Below are 17,282 nucleotides of genomic sequence, written 5' to 3' on the forward strand. Positions count from 1 at the left end.
CAAGTCTAGAATAAAAGCCTTGTCAATTGCGTTCTCTAATCTATAAACGGTTCTCTCAAATTAGATAAGACCGCATTAGTTGTCTCCACCCGAAGATTCGACCGGCTCTCGCTTGGAAAAACCCCAAGTAAAAAATATAGTAACGACGGCGATGGTAACCCATTCGGGAATAACCAAATCGGGAAAAATTGCCTTGAGCAACAACCGCAACCCTACAAAACCTACAGTGATAAATCCTGCATCCTCTAAATAGGTATATTCTTTTAGCCAGCGAATAAAGAGTTCGGCTAGAAAGCGCAGCGTAATTACACCAATAGTACCACCAGCAATAATCAGCCAAGTTTCATCCGCAATCGCGATCGCTGTAGTCACGCTGTCGAGGGAAAAAGCCAGATCGGTAATGGCAATTGTAGGAATTATTTGCCATAAAGAAGAAAACTTAAGATGCTTGTGGTCTGATACTGACTCATTATCATCAGTAACAAAATAGTTAAATACCAACCACAACAAATATATCGCTCCCAGTAATTCAAATTGCCAGAATCGAACTACCCAAGTAGCAGTTAAAATCAATGCAATTCTCAATACATAAGCAACCACCAAACCGATATTAAGTGCCTGACGCTGCAATTTAGGCTCTTCTAAACCTTGGGCGATCGCAGCTAGCGCGATCGCATTATCCGCTGAAAGTACGGCTTCTAAAACTATTAACACTAGCAAGATTAGAGGAGTTTGAAAGCCCAGATCTGCCAGATAATCAAAGTAATCGAATGAATCTCCAACCATTCACTTTTGTTCTCCAGATTGATAATAAATGAGAATTGAGGCTACTGTCGCAAGCTACGAGAGCGATCGACAATTTATATTTTCATTTTCTCTACCGCCTAACAGCTCTACCAAATCTCGTAGTTAAATTCTCAATTTTTAGTCAGTTTTTATTAATTATGTTGCATATTGTAACGACTTGTTTGGCTTGGGGACAATTATGACGCAAATTAGAAAATGAATAACTTTTTTTCAAACAGGAGTAATTTAATATGCCTTTATCCGATACTCAAGTTTTTGTCGCTTTAGTGGTGGCTTTAATTCCCGGAATTATGGCAATTCGACTTTCTACGGAACTTTACAAATAAGTCCTCGATAATAATATATTGAAGCTCTTCCATTTTGGATCTAAACCACAGTGTTTATTGCTATAGGTGGGTCTGAGTGAGTCGGTATTAACTCAGCAGTCACAGATTACTTCGTCGTTTTAAGGCGAGACGGTCTGTGACTGTCGCTCGAATAATTGCTAAGCTAAAGCTTCGTGACAGCTATTTAATTTAAATGAATCGAAATCGGCAGTCCACAACTAAAATTCCTCGCCCTTCTCAAAAAAAGCGCTCTCCTTATCGAGGAGTTACGGCAGAAGTTTGGCTCAAGCTAATTTTGAGTTGGGTAATTGCGATCGCTTCAATTGCTTCTTTAATTAAATTATTGCCCTACCATTTTTCCCAACAAGCAAAGTTAGAAGAACTTCGCACTCAAGTAGGACAAACCGAGGCTAGAGTTAGAGAGTTACGCCATCAACTCAATCACAACTTCGATCCACAACAAACTCAAAGTCTCATGGAACAGTATAGTTCGCTGCTAGCACCCAATCGCAGTCGAATTTATTGGCTGCCTAAAGAAAAAGTAGATCGCAAGCGATAAAAAAAATAGGCAATGGCTACTTACTGTCGCTTCTTGCCTCTTGCCTATAATTCATTGTTGTTAGTTATATTATCCACGAAGAGGATTGTATAATGTTTCCAACCAAACTGTTACTTTTTCTCGATATCTGTCTTGCCGAATATCGTCTTTTAAAAGTTGTAGACTCTTTTGGTAATCAGCAACAGCACAATTCCAATCCCCTCTCAAATGGTAGCAGCGTCCTCTTTCAGCATAAATTCTCTCCTGAAAAGAGTTACCAATAATTAGAGTCAGATCGAAATTTTCAATTGCCGAGTCGTACATTTCCAATTCACGAAAAGTAATGCCTTGGTTGATCCAAGCTCGAAGATTGGTGGGATTGAGATCGAGTGCCAAATCGTAATCGGCGATTGCTTCAGCCAAGTTGCCTTGAGCCGCATAACAATTAGCTCGATTGTTGTAAGCACTGTCTAGCTTGGGGTCGAGTTTTAAAGCTAAAGATAAATCGACAATTGCTTCAATCGTTTGGTTATTGTGGAAGTGCATTAATCCTCGGTTATTGTAATTTACTGCACTATCAGGACGAAGGGCAATTAACTCGTCTAGTATCGCGATGGCAACTGCGTAATCTCCTCGAGCAGTTATTTCTTCCAAACAAGTTTTGAGTCTAGCTTCTGAGTTGAGTTTTTCACCGTAAGCTAGAGAGGAGTATAGACAGACAGATACTTCATTCGAGCTATAAGTCGAGAGTAAGCTCCCTTGTTTTGGCTGAAATCGAGCGCAATTTTGATAGTCGATTTGCATGGCATCAATAAAACCTGGTTAAAGCTAATACATTATCTGGCTTGATTCTTAAGTTGAGCTGAATAATATGTCACCGAGCACAGTTTTGCACAATTGTTTACCAATCTAGGATAAAGATTTGGTTAAGTTTAGCAAGCGAGATTGCATTTCTCCCTTTGGCTCGCAGCACAATTAAATCATCTATTTAGTGAATAGAGTTCCCTAAAATTCTGAAAAAATAACAGTGTTTATCATTAATTTCAATTTATTGCCATTGGTATATTTATGTATTTTTTAGATTACGGCTCGAATCAGTGCTAGGTTTTAAGTTGGAATGTTTGGTTCGAGCGAGATTTTTAATAAAGTCGGCTATTTAAACACAATATTGAACTACATTCCTAAACATTCCTAAATGTTGACCAGCGGTCAGAGAAGAGTGCTTCGGGGCGAAGCGTTTGCGGAATAGACCGAGTCTTCGACTTGTTCGGCAACCCGCAGAGTCTCGCCTTGGTTGCGAGTCTGCTTTGCGGGGCGTTAGAGGACGCAAAGTTTCCTCACGCTAATTATATATAGCCCTTGGTTGATGGCGGACGTGATGAAGTAATCTCTGACAGTTAGTCAGCATCAAACTAGCTAACGAGTGCTGTACTAATTAAATTTATGACTAACACAACATTACTAACACGAGCATCAGATTTAACTCCAGAAGACTATTGTGTCTTAGGAGTAGCTACCTGCTTTCTTAGAGAAGAAGGAGAAGTACGAGAAATTAAAGTAATCGAACCAATTCCCTCTGCTGCATTAGAAGCACTGGTAAAAGAAATTCCTACCTCTTATCAAGCAGCCTGTGCTAAAACTCTGGGAGAAATTATGGTTGAAGACAAAATCCAACTACCTGCAGAATTTCCTCAGGATGCTAATTTATGCGATCACTTCGAGGAGAGACTATTAGCTGCAGCCCGTACTTACAAAAGTCGTCCTGAAGCTAAAAAACATCTTCCTTTAGGAACTCTCAAACAAGATTTTAACTATTCTTTAGAAAGAAAAAGAGTTCTAAATGCTACAAATATCGTGCGTGTTGAAGATAATATCAAACAGCACGAACACACCCACAAAGTTCTTTAAATGATAAATAATGAAGTTCTATCTTTTTTGTTTATCATTTATTGTGGTTGGGTTGGGTGAGGTGACCACGGCTCAAGCTCGAGCGATACTATCTGGTGAAGGGGGTAATAGGCAATCGCCCGAGCTAGCTACAAAACATACTCCTAGAGATCTAATCGTTCAGTCGCCAACTGAGTCAGAAACAGTTATACCGTCTGCTAAAGGAAAGACTATTGGCGAGATTGAAGTACGCTTTGTCGATCGCGATGGTAATCTCACGGAAGGCAAAAGCCAACCAGAGGTAATTACAAGAGAATTCGACTTAGAACCAGGAGATCTGTACGATGCAAAATTGGCAGAACGAGGTTTAACAGGAGTTAGAGATTTAAACATCATCGACGATGCCGAGCTGGCTTTAGAGCCTGGACCAACAGCTGATGAAGTAGTAATGGTAGTAACGGTCAGAGAAAACAGCGATCTCTTTTTTGCCTTTGGATTAACTTTACAACCTCCTACTGCCTTGCGAGGTCCCGTTAAGCCCAATGTAGTTGACGCTTCATCTAATAGCTCTCTGGGTATAGCTGGCGGTGTTCGTTTTGGCTGGCGAAACCTGGGCGGTACCAATCAGCTACTTAGCTTTGGCATCGAAGGGGGTGAAGAAAGATTTGGTTTTGATGTTGGCTATCGCAATTATCTCCGTCACGACAGGGGTTACAGCATTAATTTCTTCAATCAACGGGGAGTAGAACCTGAATTTGACAATGGCGATCGCGATGTCGATCTCCCCAGTGACAATGAGCCTTGGGTACATCGGCTAGGTGGTGGTGTGGAGTACTTTCGTCCTCTGGCTAGAGATTTTGAAGGAGCGATCGGTATTTCTTATCAACGCATTTCTGCTAGAGAAAGAGCATTTTCTAACGATATCTCAGCTCGCGACGAATTCGGCAATCGCCTTACTGTTAGTGATGACGGGCGGGACGATTTATTAACCATTAATTTTGCTGCTGTTTTAGATCGTCAAAACGACCCGCGCAATCCTACTGAGGGTTTTATCTTACAGTTGGGTAGCGATCAGTCTATTCCCATCGGTGATGCCAGTATTACCTATAATCGTCTGGCGGCTAACTATACTCAATACTTGCCTTTAAATTTGTTTGGATTTAGCGAGGGTGCGCGAACTCTGGTACTAAATTTTCAGGGAGGGACTATTTTAGGAGAAGTGCCACCCTATGATGCTTTTATTCTAGGGGGTTCGAGTTCGGTACGCGGTTATGGAGCGGGTGAACTGGGAACGGGACGTAGTTTCGTTCAAACAACGGCAGAATATCGCTATCCAATAACTGTGATCGCGCTGTTTAACAGAGAGATCGATCTAGGTGGTACTGTATTTTTCGATTACGCCAGCGATTTGGGTACGGATGATGATGTTATCGGAAGACCGGCACTGGTGCGAGATAAACCTGGAAGCGGTTTTGGTTATGGTTTGGGTTTGCGCGCTCTTACTCCCGTGGGTGCGGTGAGGCTGGAGTTTGCCTTGAACGATGAAGGAGGTAGTGAAATAATTTTTAAGATTGGCGATCGCTTTTAGCTCATCAAAAAAGCACCTCTACTGAGATGCTTCAAAACAACAGCTGACGTGAATTGAATTATTTTTATTTAAATCCAACTGCTGCCTGCCATACAAAAGCCAATAACAGGAAAAACACGGGAATCAGGGGCAAAACGTCTACTAGGGGTTTAAACATAGCATAAGCTTCCGGCAGCTTTGCCAATAGCATTGCAGCTTCCATATATCAATCTACCTTCCAAAAATTTTCTTCTAAAGATAGAGACAATCTTATCATGATTCGGTTCTCGTTCCGAGCGGAGGCTAAGATCGATCCGAATTGCATGTTTTCAATATCTTCATAAGATTAATTCAATTTTCTAACCAGCTAGCAAAATCAGTAGTAAAAGTATCGGCAAAAATTGAGGCGCGAATTTGCTGAGTAAAACTAATCAGTTCGGTGATGTTATGCAGAGATAATAGAATATAAGCTAACATCTCGCGCGATCGCACTAGGTGATTGAGGTAAGCACGGCTAAAATTTTGACAAGTATAGCACGAGCAAGCTGGATCTAAAGCAGAATAATCTTCTTTATAGGCGGCATTTTTCAGATTGATTCGTTCTCCCTTTACTAAAGCCGTACCGTGTCGCCCCAAACGAGTTGGAATTACGCAGTCAAATAAATCGATACCTGCAGCGATCGCTCGTACCATTTCTCTATAAGTTCCGACTCCCATTAAATAGCGTGGTTTATCCACTGGCAAGAGGGGGGCAGTATGGCGAACCGTTTCATTAATTAATTCTGGTGTTTCCCCTACGCTAACCCCACCGATAGCGTAACCTGGTAAATTCAAAGCAGCTAAATCTCTGACTGCTTTGGTTCGTAGATCTAGATAAATTCCCCCCTGTACGATCCCAAATAATGCTTGTGTTTCTGGATGTTGATGTGCCGTTACGCATCTGGTTAACCAGCGATAGCTTCTCTCTGTAGCTAGTTCTACCTGTTTTTTAGTAGCATTAGCTGGAGGACATTCGTCAAATGCCATGATTACATCTGCCCCTAAAGCATTTTGAATTTGAATCGATTTTTCCGGAGTAAGTTCGATAATGCTACCATCCCGTAGCGAGCGAAAAGTAACTCCAGCTTCGCTAACTTTACGTAAGTCGCTGAGGCTAAATACTTGAAATCCGCCCGAGTCGGTCAAAATAGGATCGTACCAGCCCATAAACTGATGTAATCCCCCTGCCGCTTTAATTATGCCTTCTCCTGGCTGCAAATGAAGATGATAGGTATTAGCCAAAATCATCTGCGCCTTGGCATCTTCTAACTGTCGCGGGGTAATTCCTTTGACCGTCGCCAGAGTGCCTACGGGCATAAAACGAGGAGTTTCTACAATACCATGAGGAGTATGAAACACTCCCGTTCTAGCATGAGTATGACTGCAGGCTGCCTGACATTGAAAGGAAAATCCCACTAGTTATCGTTCTGTCCTTAATTTGTCTCTGGTTTAAAATTTTTCGTCATCCAACCGTACATCCAAATGAGCCGAAAGTGCTTCTGCTACCATAACTTCGAGAGTTACTTCGTCTATATTGTCAGATAAACTGGGATCGTAGCACGATCGCGAGATGGGAATTAGGCGCAGTTGACAATTTTCCTGGATGAGATCGAAGTATGTTTCTGCTTGCAATGACTTACCGAGCTCCAAATAATCAAAACTTTGGATATTAATATAGAGATTGCCATTAGCAATCATCGTGGATTGACAGGAATTAATGAATACTTCTTTTAGCCTACCTTTACCCTCAGTATCTATACAATTGTCAATGGTATAAATGTAGCGAACCCAAGTAATATCTTGAAGCAAGCGTTTGATATCATCTTTATTAACAATCGTTCCCCTCTCGACAATACAGGGTGCTGGCAAAGATTTTGGCGAGTCGTGATAATTCATCATATTACAACAATACAAATTTTAAGCTGACAATTTAAAGGGACTAAGTAATGATACTTAGAATATGTAGTTAAAAATAAAGTAGTCTATGAAACAATATTAATCCACATTTTTAAAGAGATAGCGCGAAATTTTGACTAATATTTGTTCTGTGTCAATCATACCTTCAAATCTGGTTTGGCAACCCATCAAACGCTCAATTAGTTCTTTGGCGAGCGCAGTATTTTTTTATACCACAGTCCCTCTGCCCGCTCGATTTATCGCCAATTGGGAAAGAATTGCTCGCTGGGCACCGATAATTGGTCTGGCGCTCGGCTCACTCTTGGGTTTATTGGCAACTAGTTTAGACGTACTAGGTATTCCCGTTTTGACTCGTAGCGCGATTATCGTAGCAATCTGGATTAAAATCACAGGAGGGTTACATCTCGATGGTGCGATGGATACAGCCGATGGTTTGGCAGTAGCAGATCTCAACCGTAGCTTAGAGGTAATGAAAGATAGTGCGACCGGGGCATATGGTGCGATCGCTGCAGTAATTATTTTATTGTTAAAAACTACTGCTTTGAGTGAAACCAATCTGCCCTGTTGGCTAGTATTAATGTTAGCTGCTAGTTGGGCGAGATGGGGACAAGTAGCTGCGATTGCTTTTTATCCTTATTTAAGAAAGACGGGCAAGGGTGCCTTTCATCGAGAAAACTTGCGCTTACCCCAAGATTTATTATTAGGCTTGGTATTCATTTTGTCGTTTAATGGTGCGCTCTGGTGGTGGGGATATTTACTATGGTGGCAAATTCTCGTAATTATTTTAGCCAGTAGTGCGATCGCTTTAACGACCGGATATTATTTTTACCGCCAATTAGCAGGACACACTGGAGATACTTATGGTGCGGTGGTGGAATGGACAGAGGTATTTATTCTCTGTATGTTGACTGTTTTTGAGTCACAGATTGCTTAGCGATAAAAATAATTCTAATTCTGCGATCTGGCTTTGCGACTATTAAGAAACAAGAAGAAGGTTAAACTTCAACCCTCGGTAGTCAAAATCTCATTAGAATAAAACCACAAAAGATTATAGGGTGAGGAATAATGGCAATTCAACTACAGCAAGCGATAACCGTAGGTAAGTATTTAGTTACCCAACGTCTTTTAGGACGCAAACACTTTCCTCTAGTATTGATGCTCGAACCCTTATTTCGTTGCAATCTAGCTTGTTCGGGGTGTGGTAAAATTCAGCATCCCACTGAGATCCTCAAACAACATCTCACCCCAGAAGAATGTTTTGCTGCTGTAGAAGAATGTGGCGCACCTGTGGTTTCTATTCCTGGGGGCGAACCCCTATTACATCCCCAAATTGATGACATCGTCAGAGGATTGGTAGAAAGGAAAAAGTTTGTCTATCTCTGTACTAATGGTTTGTTACTAGAAAAAAGTCTAGCTAAATTTAAACCTTCTCCCTATCTGACTTTTAGCGTGCATTTAGATGGCTTGCGAGAACGTCACGACAAATGCGTCGATCGCCAGGGAGTTTTCGATAAAGCGATCGCGGCAATTCGCGCTGCCAAAAGCCAAGGCTTTAGAGTGACTACCAATACTACCGTATTTGAGGGGACCGATCCCAAAGAAATGCAGGAATTTTTTGATTTCCTCGAAAGTCTCAACCTCGACGGGATGATGATTTCTCCTGGCTATAGTTACGAGTGGGCACCAAACCAGGATAGCTTCTTAAAACGCGAACAAACTAAAGCTTTATTTAGAGAAATACTTTCTCCCTGGAAATCGGGATGCAAAAAGTGGAATTTCAATCACAATCCCTTATTTTTAGAATTTTTGATGGGCGATATAGATTTTGACTGTACTCCTTGGGGTAGTCCGAGCTATAGCGTTTTGGGCTGGCAGAAACCCTGTTATCTACTCAATGAAGGACACTATTCTAGCTACCGAGAATTAATCGATAAAACTACTTGGAGTAATTACGGTAAAGCCAGCGGCAATCCCAAATGTGCAGACTGTATGGTACATTGCGGCTACGAACCTACTGCCGCTACTGCCGCCATGCAGCCAGAAAACATGAGTAAAGCGATCGGGGCTTTATTTAACGGTTAAATCTAAAGCAATTCTAAGTTAGATGCGGGTTTGAGAATGGCACGAGCTAAACCTGCATCTCCATTTTGAAGTTTAATTGGCAAACAAATTAATTCGTATTCCCCAGGAGCGATCGCCGAAAGGTTTAGTCCTTCAATAACCCAAATACCCGAACCCAAGAGGGCTTGATGAACTTCTACTACGTTACCCTGATAGCCACCTACGGAAAGATAATCGACTCCAACGGTGCGTACCTTTGTTTTTGCTAGATATTCGGCTGCTTCTGTCGAAAGATGGACGAAATCTCTGACAAATTCATCCTGTCGATAGCAACGCTCGGAGTTAACGGTTTTAAACAAGACACGATCGCCTGCTTGCAGATTATGAGGTGCGATTTCTGCTATTTTTATCGATTCTGAATCTTCAATGCCAATAACTTTAGCTTTACCGATGGTAGCATCTAAAGGCATTTTATCGACTCCCAATCCACCTTTAACAAAATGATTCAATCCATCAACATGAGTGCCGGTATGACTACCCAAGGTTAACTTAGAGACGTTGCAGACATCACCATGAGCCAGACACAAACTAGGTTCGATTTTGACACCGGGATTATCTGGCCAATGAGCCATGCCCCTATGAATGGTTAAAGACACATCGATCCAATCATGGGTATTATTCGATCGCGATTCTGACATATTAATTAATTGAGTGTTGGTGGAGTTGGCAGTTATTTTAAAAAGCTACATAACAAAATCTCAAAGTTACCCGAACTAATGTCTCTATCTCAAGATGTGTTTTTCTAAGTAGAAATCTTGTCAAAATATTAAGTAATGAATTAAAAGTCAGCGGTAAACACAAAATAATTACTGCTTTTTGCCCATTTTTTTCGATTTATCATGCCAATTCCAATTCCTCAAAGACCTAGTGGCTACAAACTAGGTAGAGCAGATGCACCAATTATCTTGGAGATGTTTTTCGATCTAGAATGTCCCTTTTCTAAAAAGTCGTGGACGAAAATACTTAAAGTAGCCGAGACTTACAGCGATCGCCTCTATCTAATTCTACAGCCCATGACTCTCGGCAATCATCGCCAAAGTTGGGACGCAACTAAAGCTGCGATCGCCGTAGCCGGAGACGATACGGATAAATTTGTTGACTTTGCTACTTATCTATTTCAGCATCAAGGAGAGTTTGCCAATGAAGCCTTTAAAGATAAAACTCAAACCGATTTTCATCGACTTCTAGCCAGCTATGCTGCCGATGGCTTTGATTGGAACGAGCGAGAATTGATCGACCGTTTAGAAAGCAAAGAGATATATAATCAGGCAAGAGTACCCGCACGTCTAGCGGTCGTGCGTGGCGTTTGGTCTACTCCTACTTTCTTTATTAACGGTGCAGAAGCTACCGACCTATCTTCTCAGTCTAGCTTGGAAGACTGGCAACAAACAATTGACTCTCTTTTAAATTAAGTGATAGATTAAACTAAATTGCGCCAGACTGACTGCTAACAACAACAATTATCTACAATCTAAGAAATAGCCAACATCAAGAGCGCGTTTGGCAAGCTCCAATGACCTTTCTATGAGCGAAAACAAATCTCAAGATAATATTCCAGTAGAATCACCCGAAAGTAAAATAACCCTGTTACGCTGTGCGATCGCTTCAACTCTTTCTGGAGGAATAGCGATCGCGCTTTACTTTTTAATGATTTCTATCGTCCAAACTTACGCCGATAAACCAGTTATCTCTGATAATCCAATAGTGGTCAATCTAACTGTAGCGGTAAGAACTATTGTAATTGGCTTGGCTGCCTTAGGGATGGGAGTTTTTGGCTTAGTGGCGGTTGGCTTGTTTTTGTTGGGAATTCAAGTAACGATTCGAGATCTCAAAAAATATTTGTCTAAAATGAAATCTAGCTAACAAGAGAAATACTATTACTTTTAGATAAACGTGTAACCCCAAATCTCGCCTCAATCGAAAAGTTAAGACCCAATATGACCCACAACATAACAATCGAAAAATTACAAAGTGCGATCGCCGCTCGTCGCCATGATGTCGATTATTTAGAAATTAGAGTCGAACAAAGTGAAGCCACTTCTCTATCTTTTCGCGGACAACAGTTAGATGGTGTAGATCGCAATTTTGCTCTAGCAGGAGGAATTCGTGCCTGTCATCAAGGTGGCTGGAGTTTTGTCACCTTTAATGGTTTACAAGAATTATCAGAACGAGTCGATGAAGCGATCGCTCAAGCAAAAATAGTCGGAACTGAAACGACTCAACTTGCCCCCATAGAGCCAATAGAAGATTATGTCGCCGCTGAGATTAAACGAGATCCTCGCGGTATCGACCTTGAAGAAAAGCGACGGTTACTAGAAGCATACAATCAGCTTATTTTAGACTACGATCCGCGCATTCAGACTACTATGACTAGCTTGCGCGATCGCTTTACTACTAAATCTTTTGTTAACTCTATTGGTAGCTGTATCGTTCAAGAAAGATTAGATCTTTCAGGACGCTTCGGCGCCATCGCCCGAGGAGAAGGGGGAATAGTACGGCAGGGATTTGAATCGGTCTATTCACTCAGCGACTTTAACGACTTAGTGGGAATTGAAGAGCGAGTTTTAGGAGCGGCTCAACGTGCCATTAGACAGTTAGAAGCCAAATCGGTTAAAGGAGGTCAATACATGGTGGTTCTCGACCCCTATCTAGCTGGTGTATTCATTCACGAAGCCTTCGGGCATCTTTCTGAAGCCGATTTCGTTTATGAAAACCCCCAGATGCAGGAACTTTTGACATTAGGAAAATCCATGGGGATCGAACAGTTGAATGTCATCGACGATGCAACTCTACAAGACCTACCTGGCACTTTAAAATACGATGACGAAGGGGTTCCCGGACAGCGTAAATATTTAATTAAAGATGGCATACTAACTCAAAGACTGCACTCAAGAGAAACGGCGGGTAAAATGCACGAGGCACCGACGGGAAATGCTAGAGCGATTCGCGCTAGTTACCCTCCTATCGTTAGGATGACTAATACGGCGATCGAGCCTGGAGAAACTCCTTTTGCCGAGATGATTCGAGATATAGACGATGGAGTATATGCAGTCAGAATGTTAGGGGGACAAACTAACGGCGAAATGTTTACTTTTGCTGCGGCAGAAGGATATAAAATTCGCAATGGGGAAATAGCCGAACCAGTCAGCGATGTAACTTTGACGGGAAATGTCTTTCAAACTCTTAAAGATATAGAAGCAATTAGCAACGATACTCTTTATACTAATGGTGGCTGTGGTAAGGGAGGACAAATGCCTCTACCAGTCAGCGTTGGCGGTCCTCACTTAACAATAAACAACGTAGTGGTCGGTGGTAGATAAACTCTATAAACGGCGATCGCACTACAGTGACGATAAAAAACCAGGGACATTGGTTACAATGTCCCTGGATTAGTCTAATGGCACAGTTGCCCAATTTTGTTAGTTGAGATTTAGATAATTAGCTTCTGCTTGTAGCTGTTGGACTAACTTCTCATCTCCTCTTGCCTTGGCTGCTTCGAGACGAATGCTTAAGCTACGACGAAGACTTTCACGATGGCTGAGAGCAGCTTGGTTTAAAGTTTCTTGATTTATTATGTTCATGATGGACTATTTTTATTATTGATAAATGATATGGAGTTTGTTTTCTCTGTAAAAGATAACATTTTTTTGAGGATCGGTATAATTTATTACAGAAACTTCAAAAAGTTCTTTTATTTGTAACCTACTCCTTAGCTAAGGTCAATCTGACCATGCTGTCGAGCGGCTGATGAACATTAAACAATCTTCATAGCTAGTAAGTGTTAAAGACTGTTCGTCAAACAAAAATTAAAAATTAAATTTCGTTAGTTTGAGTTAGGCGAGTATTTTTACACCCCTAAGCGTTATACATTTAGTTTATAAAATATTACATCGCCTGAATGTTTTTATAATTTAGTGAACTAATTTTCTGATTCATCAATGAGTTTATTATCGAAAACCGAATTACTACAAGGTATAGAAAATCGAGAAGAAATTACTCGCGTTATTGATAAAGCCGAGCAAGCAATTAAAACCTGGGAAGTGGTATGTACCGATTTTCTCTCCCCGCCAATTTTGGCAGAAGTCGAAGCAGTATTTGGTAAATTAACTGAGGTCAAAACTTTAATTTGGGGAGGCTATCCTCAAGCCGAAAGACAGCGTGTGGGACTTTCCCGTCCGGATATTCCCTTAGATAAGTCGCAAATAGAATTAGCTGCTTTAGATATTGCAGGTAATTTTCTCTTCGATCCTGCTACCCATAGAGATTTTCTCGGAGCAATTTTAGGAACTGGTATAGTTAGAGAAAAAGTAGGAGATATTATCGTTTTAGGAGAAAGGGGAGCGCAGGTTATCGTCGTACCAGAAATCGTCGAGTTCTTGACTAGCTCTTTAACTCAGGTAAGATCGGTCAGCGTAAAAACTCAACAAATTGAATTTAGCGAACTTAAGGTTCGTCCGCCGAAAAAGAAAGAAATGACGACAGTAGAAGCATCAATGAGGTTAGATGCGATCGCTTCGGCTGGTTTTGGGATGTCTCGCAGTAAAATGGCAGAGGCGATCGCCAGTAAAGACGTGCGAGTAAACTGGAAGGAAATTACTCAACCTAGCTACACTATCAAACCTGGAGATTTAATTGCCGTTCGTGGCAAAGGAAGAATCGAAGTAGGTGAAGTCTCTCTAACTAAAAAGCAACGTTATCGAGTAGATTTGGCTAGGTATAAGTAAATTGCTTTAATTGTCGAGCGGAAAAACTGCAAAATTGAACTTTTTGCTCGATACCAGAGCATAAAACAAACTAGTTATCCGTAAATCCAACTAAATAAACCAGAGAGTTCAAAAAAATATCCTCGTATATACACTGTTGTTATATAGTTGGATAACGCCGATGATAGATTCAACAAAACAAAGTTGGAATTGAGTTCAGTTGGCTACTAAAAATCTTAGCTTTTATTTATTAGCTTTTATTTAAATTTAGCAACCCACTTCACTGTAGCTTAAAATTTTATAACTCTTGCTCCATAAGTCAGCGTAAAACGCTGGCTTTTTCGTTTTCAGTTCAATTGGGTATATTGTAACCCCTAATACATATCAAATGGCAACTTTTCGATTTAAGCGGTTAATTTAAGAGTAAATATTTTAAGTTAAGTAGGTAAGGCGAAATAAAAACTACAATGATAACAATTATTAAGTTACTTCAAACCATTACTACTGGTTAGTTAAAATTTGCTCTTTGCGCCGCACTTTTTACTTGTAGGTTTAACCCTACCAAATAACCTCTACTGTTAATTATTGGCGGACAATTAGCTTTTTAGTAACTTCAGACAGTCGTACAGCTTTTCATCCATATAAAATGAACGAGGATAATTACCTGCCAAATCTATTGCTTCAATTAGTTTCTTAGACTCGCTTTCTTTATGGCAAAAAGTATTTACTCCTAGAGAATATAAGAATTCGATTACTTCTGGGTGTTTACAATTACTCCAATGAATCAAACTAACTTTTGGTGCGATTGCTTTAATCAAAGCAATGTTATCGCTATTGAGTTCCGCTCTAAGATCGAAAAGGATGATGTCGATTTCCACTTCGCAATACATTAAAGAGAAGATTTGCTCGCTATTGTCAACCAGCAATACTTTATAATTAGGTCGAGCTTTTTTAATCAGTTTAGTAAGATATTTACCGTAATATTTATTAGATTCGATCGCCAAAATGCTCAACTGCTGGTACTCTTTCTGAGAATTTGAAAAAAAATTACTAACTATGTTAAACATCGATTTAAAATTATCGCAACAAGTTTATCATTATATTTACTGAGCTCGTGCTAACTATACTACACTTCGATCGCGTAAATTACGTAAATTAATTTAATTCTCAGTAAAATTAACCAGAAATTTACAGAAATTTATTTATGTAGAGTCATTTTTAAACTTCAGCTAAAGTACTACGCTGCATTTTCAAACTTATTCTTTAAGTTAGGGGCAGTGCTCCCTCTGTTGAGTCCTCGTACTTCTTCTGCAAGATAGGAAGAAGAATACACCACAAGGCTCATAGATAGGGAAATAGTAAATTTAATTTAAACAAAATCTCTGATAAAATTTTCCCGATCCGGACATTTCTGTACATCCGAACATTAGGGTTTCTATTTACAGTTTGTTAAATTATTAAGTAAAATGTAACGAAAAGAACGAAATTCCAAATCAAAAATATAAAGTAATATAAAATTTCGTTTTGTTTGGTAAGGGATAATACATTAATATTCCAAAAAGTCTCGGCATTAAGAATGACAGAGTTACTTAGAAAAAGTCTAGCTCTCAGTCACCTATCCATAAAATGTGGAAGGAACGCCACTGGGTAACTAAATTCTGCTAAGTGAGGTGCCTTTTCGCAGCTCGACACTACTGAAACATTAGTTCTGTTTAGCACGCCAAACCTACTCCTTTGGTGTAGCTTTGGTCGAGTTCAGACTTCAAAATAATTCTAATTAAGTAAAATACGACAATTTAACTAGCTCATGACTATTCGAAAGCCAGCTCGGTTAATCTACGATCGCTTAATGAAAACCAATGTTTTCAAGGTATTTTATATTTGGGACAGTACAATAACCTTAGCTGAAAATTCCAATAGTTCTCTTGATTATTTGCTCGATAAGTTAAGCTGTATCAGCTGCAGTCAATGGTTAATTTTGTTCGTATTAAATGTTATTTCTTTTAGTTTCATTATTATGGCTTATTCTTGTACCAAGTAATAAATTTAAGCCAAAAATATGGTTGCTAAATAATAAATTGCCGGTGCTACAGCTAGTGCGGGTAGAAAAGCGGCAACTCGAATTTTGACCATTTCTAATAAGTTTAAACCGATAGCAATAATTATTAAACCGCCGATGCCAGTAATTATTAATAAATAAGGATTGTTATCCGAATTAGGGAGAGTATTGGCAATCCAACCTGCAATTAGAGATAATCCACCTTGATAGATTAGTATGATTAAAACTGAAAATCCCACACCAATACCGTAAATATTAGCCAAGGCGATTGAGACTATTCCATCCATAGTTGCCTTGAGGGTTAATAAAGTATTATCTCCAGTTAAACCATTATTCAAACTACCAATTAACGTCATTGGACCCACACAAAACAGTAAACTGCTAGCAACAAATCCTTCACTAAACAATCCTTTACCACGAAACCGTTTTTTCAGCCAATTTCCCACAGCAGTCAGTCTAGACTCAATTTCCCACCACTCTCCCAAAACACCACCGATTACCATTGATAGCAAACCCAAAATAGCACCATCTATCCTCGCCACACTTGCTTTTGCCATGCTGTTAGCCAGATTGAACCCAATCCAAATAGTTATCAAACCAATACCTTGGGTAATAATTGCTTGTAGATTAGAGTTGAGGCGATTTTTCAGGATTAAACCCAAACTCGTTCCCGTAAGGACAGTAAAAATATTAATCCAGGTACCGCTTGTCTTCATCCAAAAGTTTAAAGTCATTTTCAAGGTGAGATAGTGTTGACATTTTCAAGGTGAGATAGTGTTGACAACTGTAGCTAATTATCGATCGGGAAAAGCCAATTCACTCAGAAATAGCTACAATCTAGATCGGTGTTCGGAAAAACAACACGAACCTCAGAAATGGTTGCAAAGATGGAGGAAAAAATTATGGCTAATAGCCGCCGCGTATCTCGCGTAGCTTCATTAATTAAGCGAGAAGTAGGACAAATGTTGATCGATGGTATTAAAGACGATCGCGTTGGCTCGGGTATGGTCAGCATTACTGATGTCGATGTTTCTGGAGATTTGCAACACGTTAAAATTTTTGTCAGTATCTATGGTACAGAAGAAGCTAAAATTGAGACAATGGAAGGTTTAAAATCTTCTGTTAGTTACGTTCGTCGAGAATTGGGTAGTAGAATGCGCTTGCGACGCACTCCAGAAATCGCATTTTATCAAGACCGCTCTTTAGAAAGAGGCGATCGCATGTTAAATTTACTTCACGAAGTTAGCCAGAATCGTCAACAAAAATCAAGTCAGGAACATCAATGACAACTTCTAACCAAGTTTTACCTCGGTGACTA

General features: G+C 40.1%; 20 protein-coding genes. 11 read left to right on the top strand and 9 right to left on the bottom strand.

The window, feature by feature from the left end; translation table 11 throughout:
- Nucleotides 1-75: 75 nt before the first annotated feature.
- Entirely contained in the window at nucleotides 76-786 is a 711-nt protein-coding gene (locus ACLFKQ_RS14195) for a TerC family protein (RefSeq protein ID WP_449000465.1), read from the bottom strand.
- A gap of 251 nt (nucleotides 787-1,037) precedes the next feature.
- On the opposite strand from ACLFKQ_RS14195, the gene psaM reads away from it, so the two are divergent.
- Both psaM and ACLFKQ_RS14205 read left to right on the top strand, forming a co-directional pair.
- Nucleotides 1,038-1,133, top strand: a complete 96-nt coding sequence (gene psaM, locus ACLFKQ_RS14200; RefSeq protein WP_449000466.1) for a photosystem I reaction center subunit XII — start codon at nucleotides 1,038-1,040, stop codon at nucleotides 1,131-1,133.
- A 193-nt stretch (nucleotides 1,134-1,326) separates the two neighbouring features.
- Nucleotides 1,327-1,692, top strand: coding sequence for a slr1601 family putative cell division protein (locus tag ACLFKQ_RS14205; RefSeq protein ID WP_449000467.1), 366 nt, complete (start codon nucleotides 1,327-1,329; stop codon nucleotides 1,690-1,692).
- Between the two features lie 69 nt (nucleotides 1,693-1,761).
- On the opposite strand, the gene ACLFKQ_RS14210 is transcribed toward ACLFKQ_RS14205, so the two are convergent.
- Nucleotides 1,762-2,475: a tetratricopeptide repeat protein gene (locus ACLFKQ_RS14210; protein ID WP_449000468.1), complete on the bottom strand. Its 714-nt coding sequence runs from the start codon at nucleotides 2,473-2,475 to the stop codon at nucleotides 1,762-1,764.
- Nucleotides 2,476-3,114: 639 nt separating this feature from the next.
- Here ACLFKQ_RS14210 and ACLFKQ_RS14215 point away from each other — a divergent pair.
- Both ACLFKQ_RS14215 and ACLFKQ_RS14220 read left to right on the top strand, forming a co-directional pair.
- Nucleotides 3,115-3,579, top strand: a complete 465-nt coding sequence (locus tag ACLFKQ_RS14215) for a hypothetical protein (protein WP_449000469.1) — start codon at nucleotides 3,115-3,117, stop codon at nucleotides 3,577-3,579.
- Between the two features lie 10 nt (nucleotides 3,580-3,589).
- Entirely contained in the window at nucleotides 3,590-5,146 is a 1,557-nt protein-coding gene (locus ACLFKQ_RS14220) for a BamA/TamA family outer membrane protein (protein ID WP_449000470.1), read from the top strand.
- A gap of 64 nt (nucleotides 5,147-5,210) precedes the next feature.
- Here ACLFKQ_RS14220 and ACLFKQ_RS14225 read toward each other — a convergent pair whose 3' ends face one another.
- The 3 genes from ACLFKQ_RS14225 to ACLFKQ_RS14235 form a co-directional block, all read right to left on the bottom strand.
- A complete protein-coding gene (locus ACLFKQ_RS14225) occupies nucleotides 5,211-5,348 on the bottom strand; it encodes a photosystem II reaction center protein K (protein WP_449000471.1) in 138 nt (45 codons plus the stop codon).
- A 128-nt stretch (nucleotides 5,349-5,476) separates the two neighbouring features.
- On the bottom strand, nucleotides 5,477-6,580 hold the full coding sequence (tgt, locus tag ACLFKQ_RS14230; RefSeq protein WP_449000472.1) for a tRNA guanosine(34) transglycosylase Tgt: 1,104 nt from the start codon (nucleotides 6,578-6,580) through the stop codon (nucleotides 5,477-5,479).
- A 33-nt stretch (nucleotides 6,581-6,613) separates the two neighbouring features.
- Complete coding sequence (locus ACLFKQ_RS14235; protein ID WP_449000473.1) at nucleotides 6,614-7,063, bottom strand: hypothetical protein; 450 nt, start codon at nucleotides 7,061-7,063, stop codon at nucleotides 6,614-6,616.
- 148 nt (nucleotides 7,064-7,211) lie between these two features.
- On the opposite strand from ACLFKQ_RS14235, the gene cobS reads away from it, so the two are divergent.
- Nucleotides 7,212-8,015 (top strand): adenosylcobinamide-GDP ribazoletransferase, encoded by an 804-nt coding sequence (cobS, locus tag ACLFKQ_RS14240; protein ID WP_449000474.1) that lies wholly within the window; start codon nucleotides 7,212-7,214, stop codon nucleotides 8,013-8,015.
- A 131-nt stretch (nucleotides 8,016-8,146) separates the two neighbouring features.
- The gene (hpnH, locus tag ACLFKQ_RS14245) at nucleotides 8,147-9,163 is read left to right on the top strand and encodes an adenosyl-hopene transferase HpnH (RefSeq protein ID WP_449000475.1); all 1,017 of its coding nucleotides are present in this window, start codon (nucleotides 8,147-8,149) and stop codon (nucleotides 9,161-9,163) included.
- Between the two features lie 2 nt (nucleotides 9,164-9,165).
- Here hpnH and ACLFKQ_RS14250 read toward each other — a convergent pair whose 3' ends face one another.
- Entirely contained in the window at nucleotides 9,166-9,840 is a 675-nt protein-coding gene (locus ACLFKQ_RS14250) for a cyclase family protein (protein ID WP_449000476.1), read from the bottom strand.
- Nucleotides 9,841-10,041: 201 nt separating this feature from the next.
- On the opposite strand from ACLFKQ_RS14250, the gene ACLFKQ_RS14255 reads away from it, so the two are divergent.
- From ACLFKQ_RS14255 to ACLFKQ_RS14265, 3 genes are all read left to right on the top strand, one after another.
- A complete protein-coding gene (locus ACLFKQ_RS14255; protein WP_449000477.1) occupies nucleotides 10,042-10,614 on the top strand; it encodes a DsbA family protein in 573 nt (190 codons plus the stop codon).
- Nucleotides 10,615-10,726: 112 nt separating this feature from the next.
- Complete coding sequence (locus ACLFKQ_RS14260) at nucleotides 10,727-11,065, top strand: DUF3082 domain-containing protein (RefSeq protein ID WP_449000478.1); 339 nt, start codon at nucleotides 10,727-10,729, stop codon at nucleotides 11,063-11,065.
- Between the two features lie 74 nt (nucleotides 11,066-11,139).
- Entirely contained in the window at nucleotides 11,140-12,522 is a 1,383-nt protein-coding gene (locus ACLFKQ_RS14265; protein ID WP_449000479.1) for a TldD/PmbA family protein, read from the top strand.
- A 99-nt stretch (nucleotides 12,523-12,621) separates the two neighbouring features.
- On the opposite strand, the gene pirA is transcribed toward ACLFKQ_RS14265, so the two are convergent.
- Entirely contained in the window at nucleotides 12,622-12,783 is a 162-nt protein-coding gene (gene pirA / locus ACLFKQ_RS14270; protein ID WP_449000480.1) for an arginine synthesis PII-interacting regulator PirA, read from the bottom strand.
- Between the two features lie 357 nt (nucleotides 12,784-13,140).
- Here pirA and ACLFKQ_RS14275 point away from each other — a divergent pair, with 357 nt between their 5' ends.
- Nucleotides 13,141-13,926: a photosystem II S4 domain protein gene (locus tag ACLFKQ_RS14275; protein WP_449000481.1), complete on the top strand. Its 786-nt coding sequence runs from the start codon at nucleotides 13,141-13,143 to the stop codon at nucleotides 13,924-13,926.
- A 575-nt stretch (nucleotides 13,927-14,501) separates the two neighbouring features.
- Here ACLFKQ_RS14275 and ACLFKQ_RS14280 read toward each other — a convergent pair.
- Together ACLFKQ_RS14280 and ACLFKQ_RS14285 are read right to left on the bottom strand one after the other, a co-directional pair.
- Nucleotides 14,502-14,972 carry a DNA-binding response regulator gene (locus tag ACLFKQ_RS14280; protein WP_449000482.1) on the bottom strand — a complete coding sequence of 157 codons (471 nt, stop codon included), beginning with the start codon at nucleotides 14,970-14,972 and terminating at the stop codon, nucleotides 14,502-14,504.
- Nucleotides 14,973-15,951: 979 nt separating this feature from the next.
- Complete coding sequence (locus ACLFKQ_RS14285; protein WP_449000483.1) at nucleotides 15,952-16,698, bottom strand: DUF554 domain-containing protein; 747 nt, start codon at nucleotides 16,696-16,698, stop codon at nucleotides 15,952-15,954.
- Between the two features lie 168 nt (nucleotides 16,699-16,866).
- On the opposite strand from ACLFKQ_RS14285, the gene rbfA reads away from it, so the two are divergent.
- On the top strand, nucleotides 16,867-17,250 hold the full coding sequence (gene rbfA / locus ACLFKQ_RS14290) for a 30S ribosome-binding factor RbfA (RefSeq protein WP_449000484.1): 384 nt from the start codon (nucleotides 16,867-16,869) through the stop codon (nucleotides 17,248-17,250).
- The last annotated feature ends 32 nt before the right edge of the window (nucleotides 17,251-17,282 follow it).

This window comes from Myxosarcina sp. GI1(2024), from assembly GCF_053543375.1.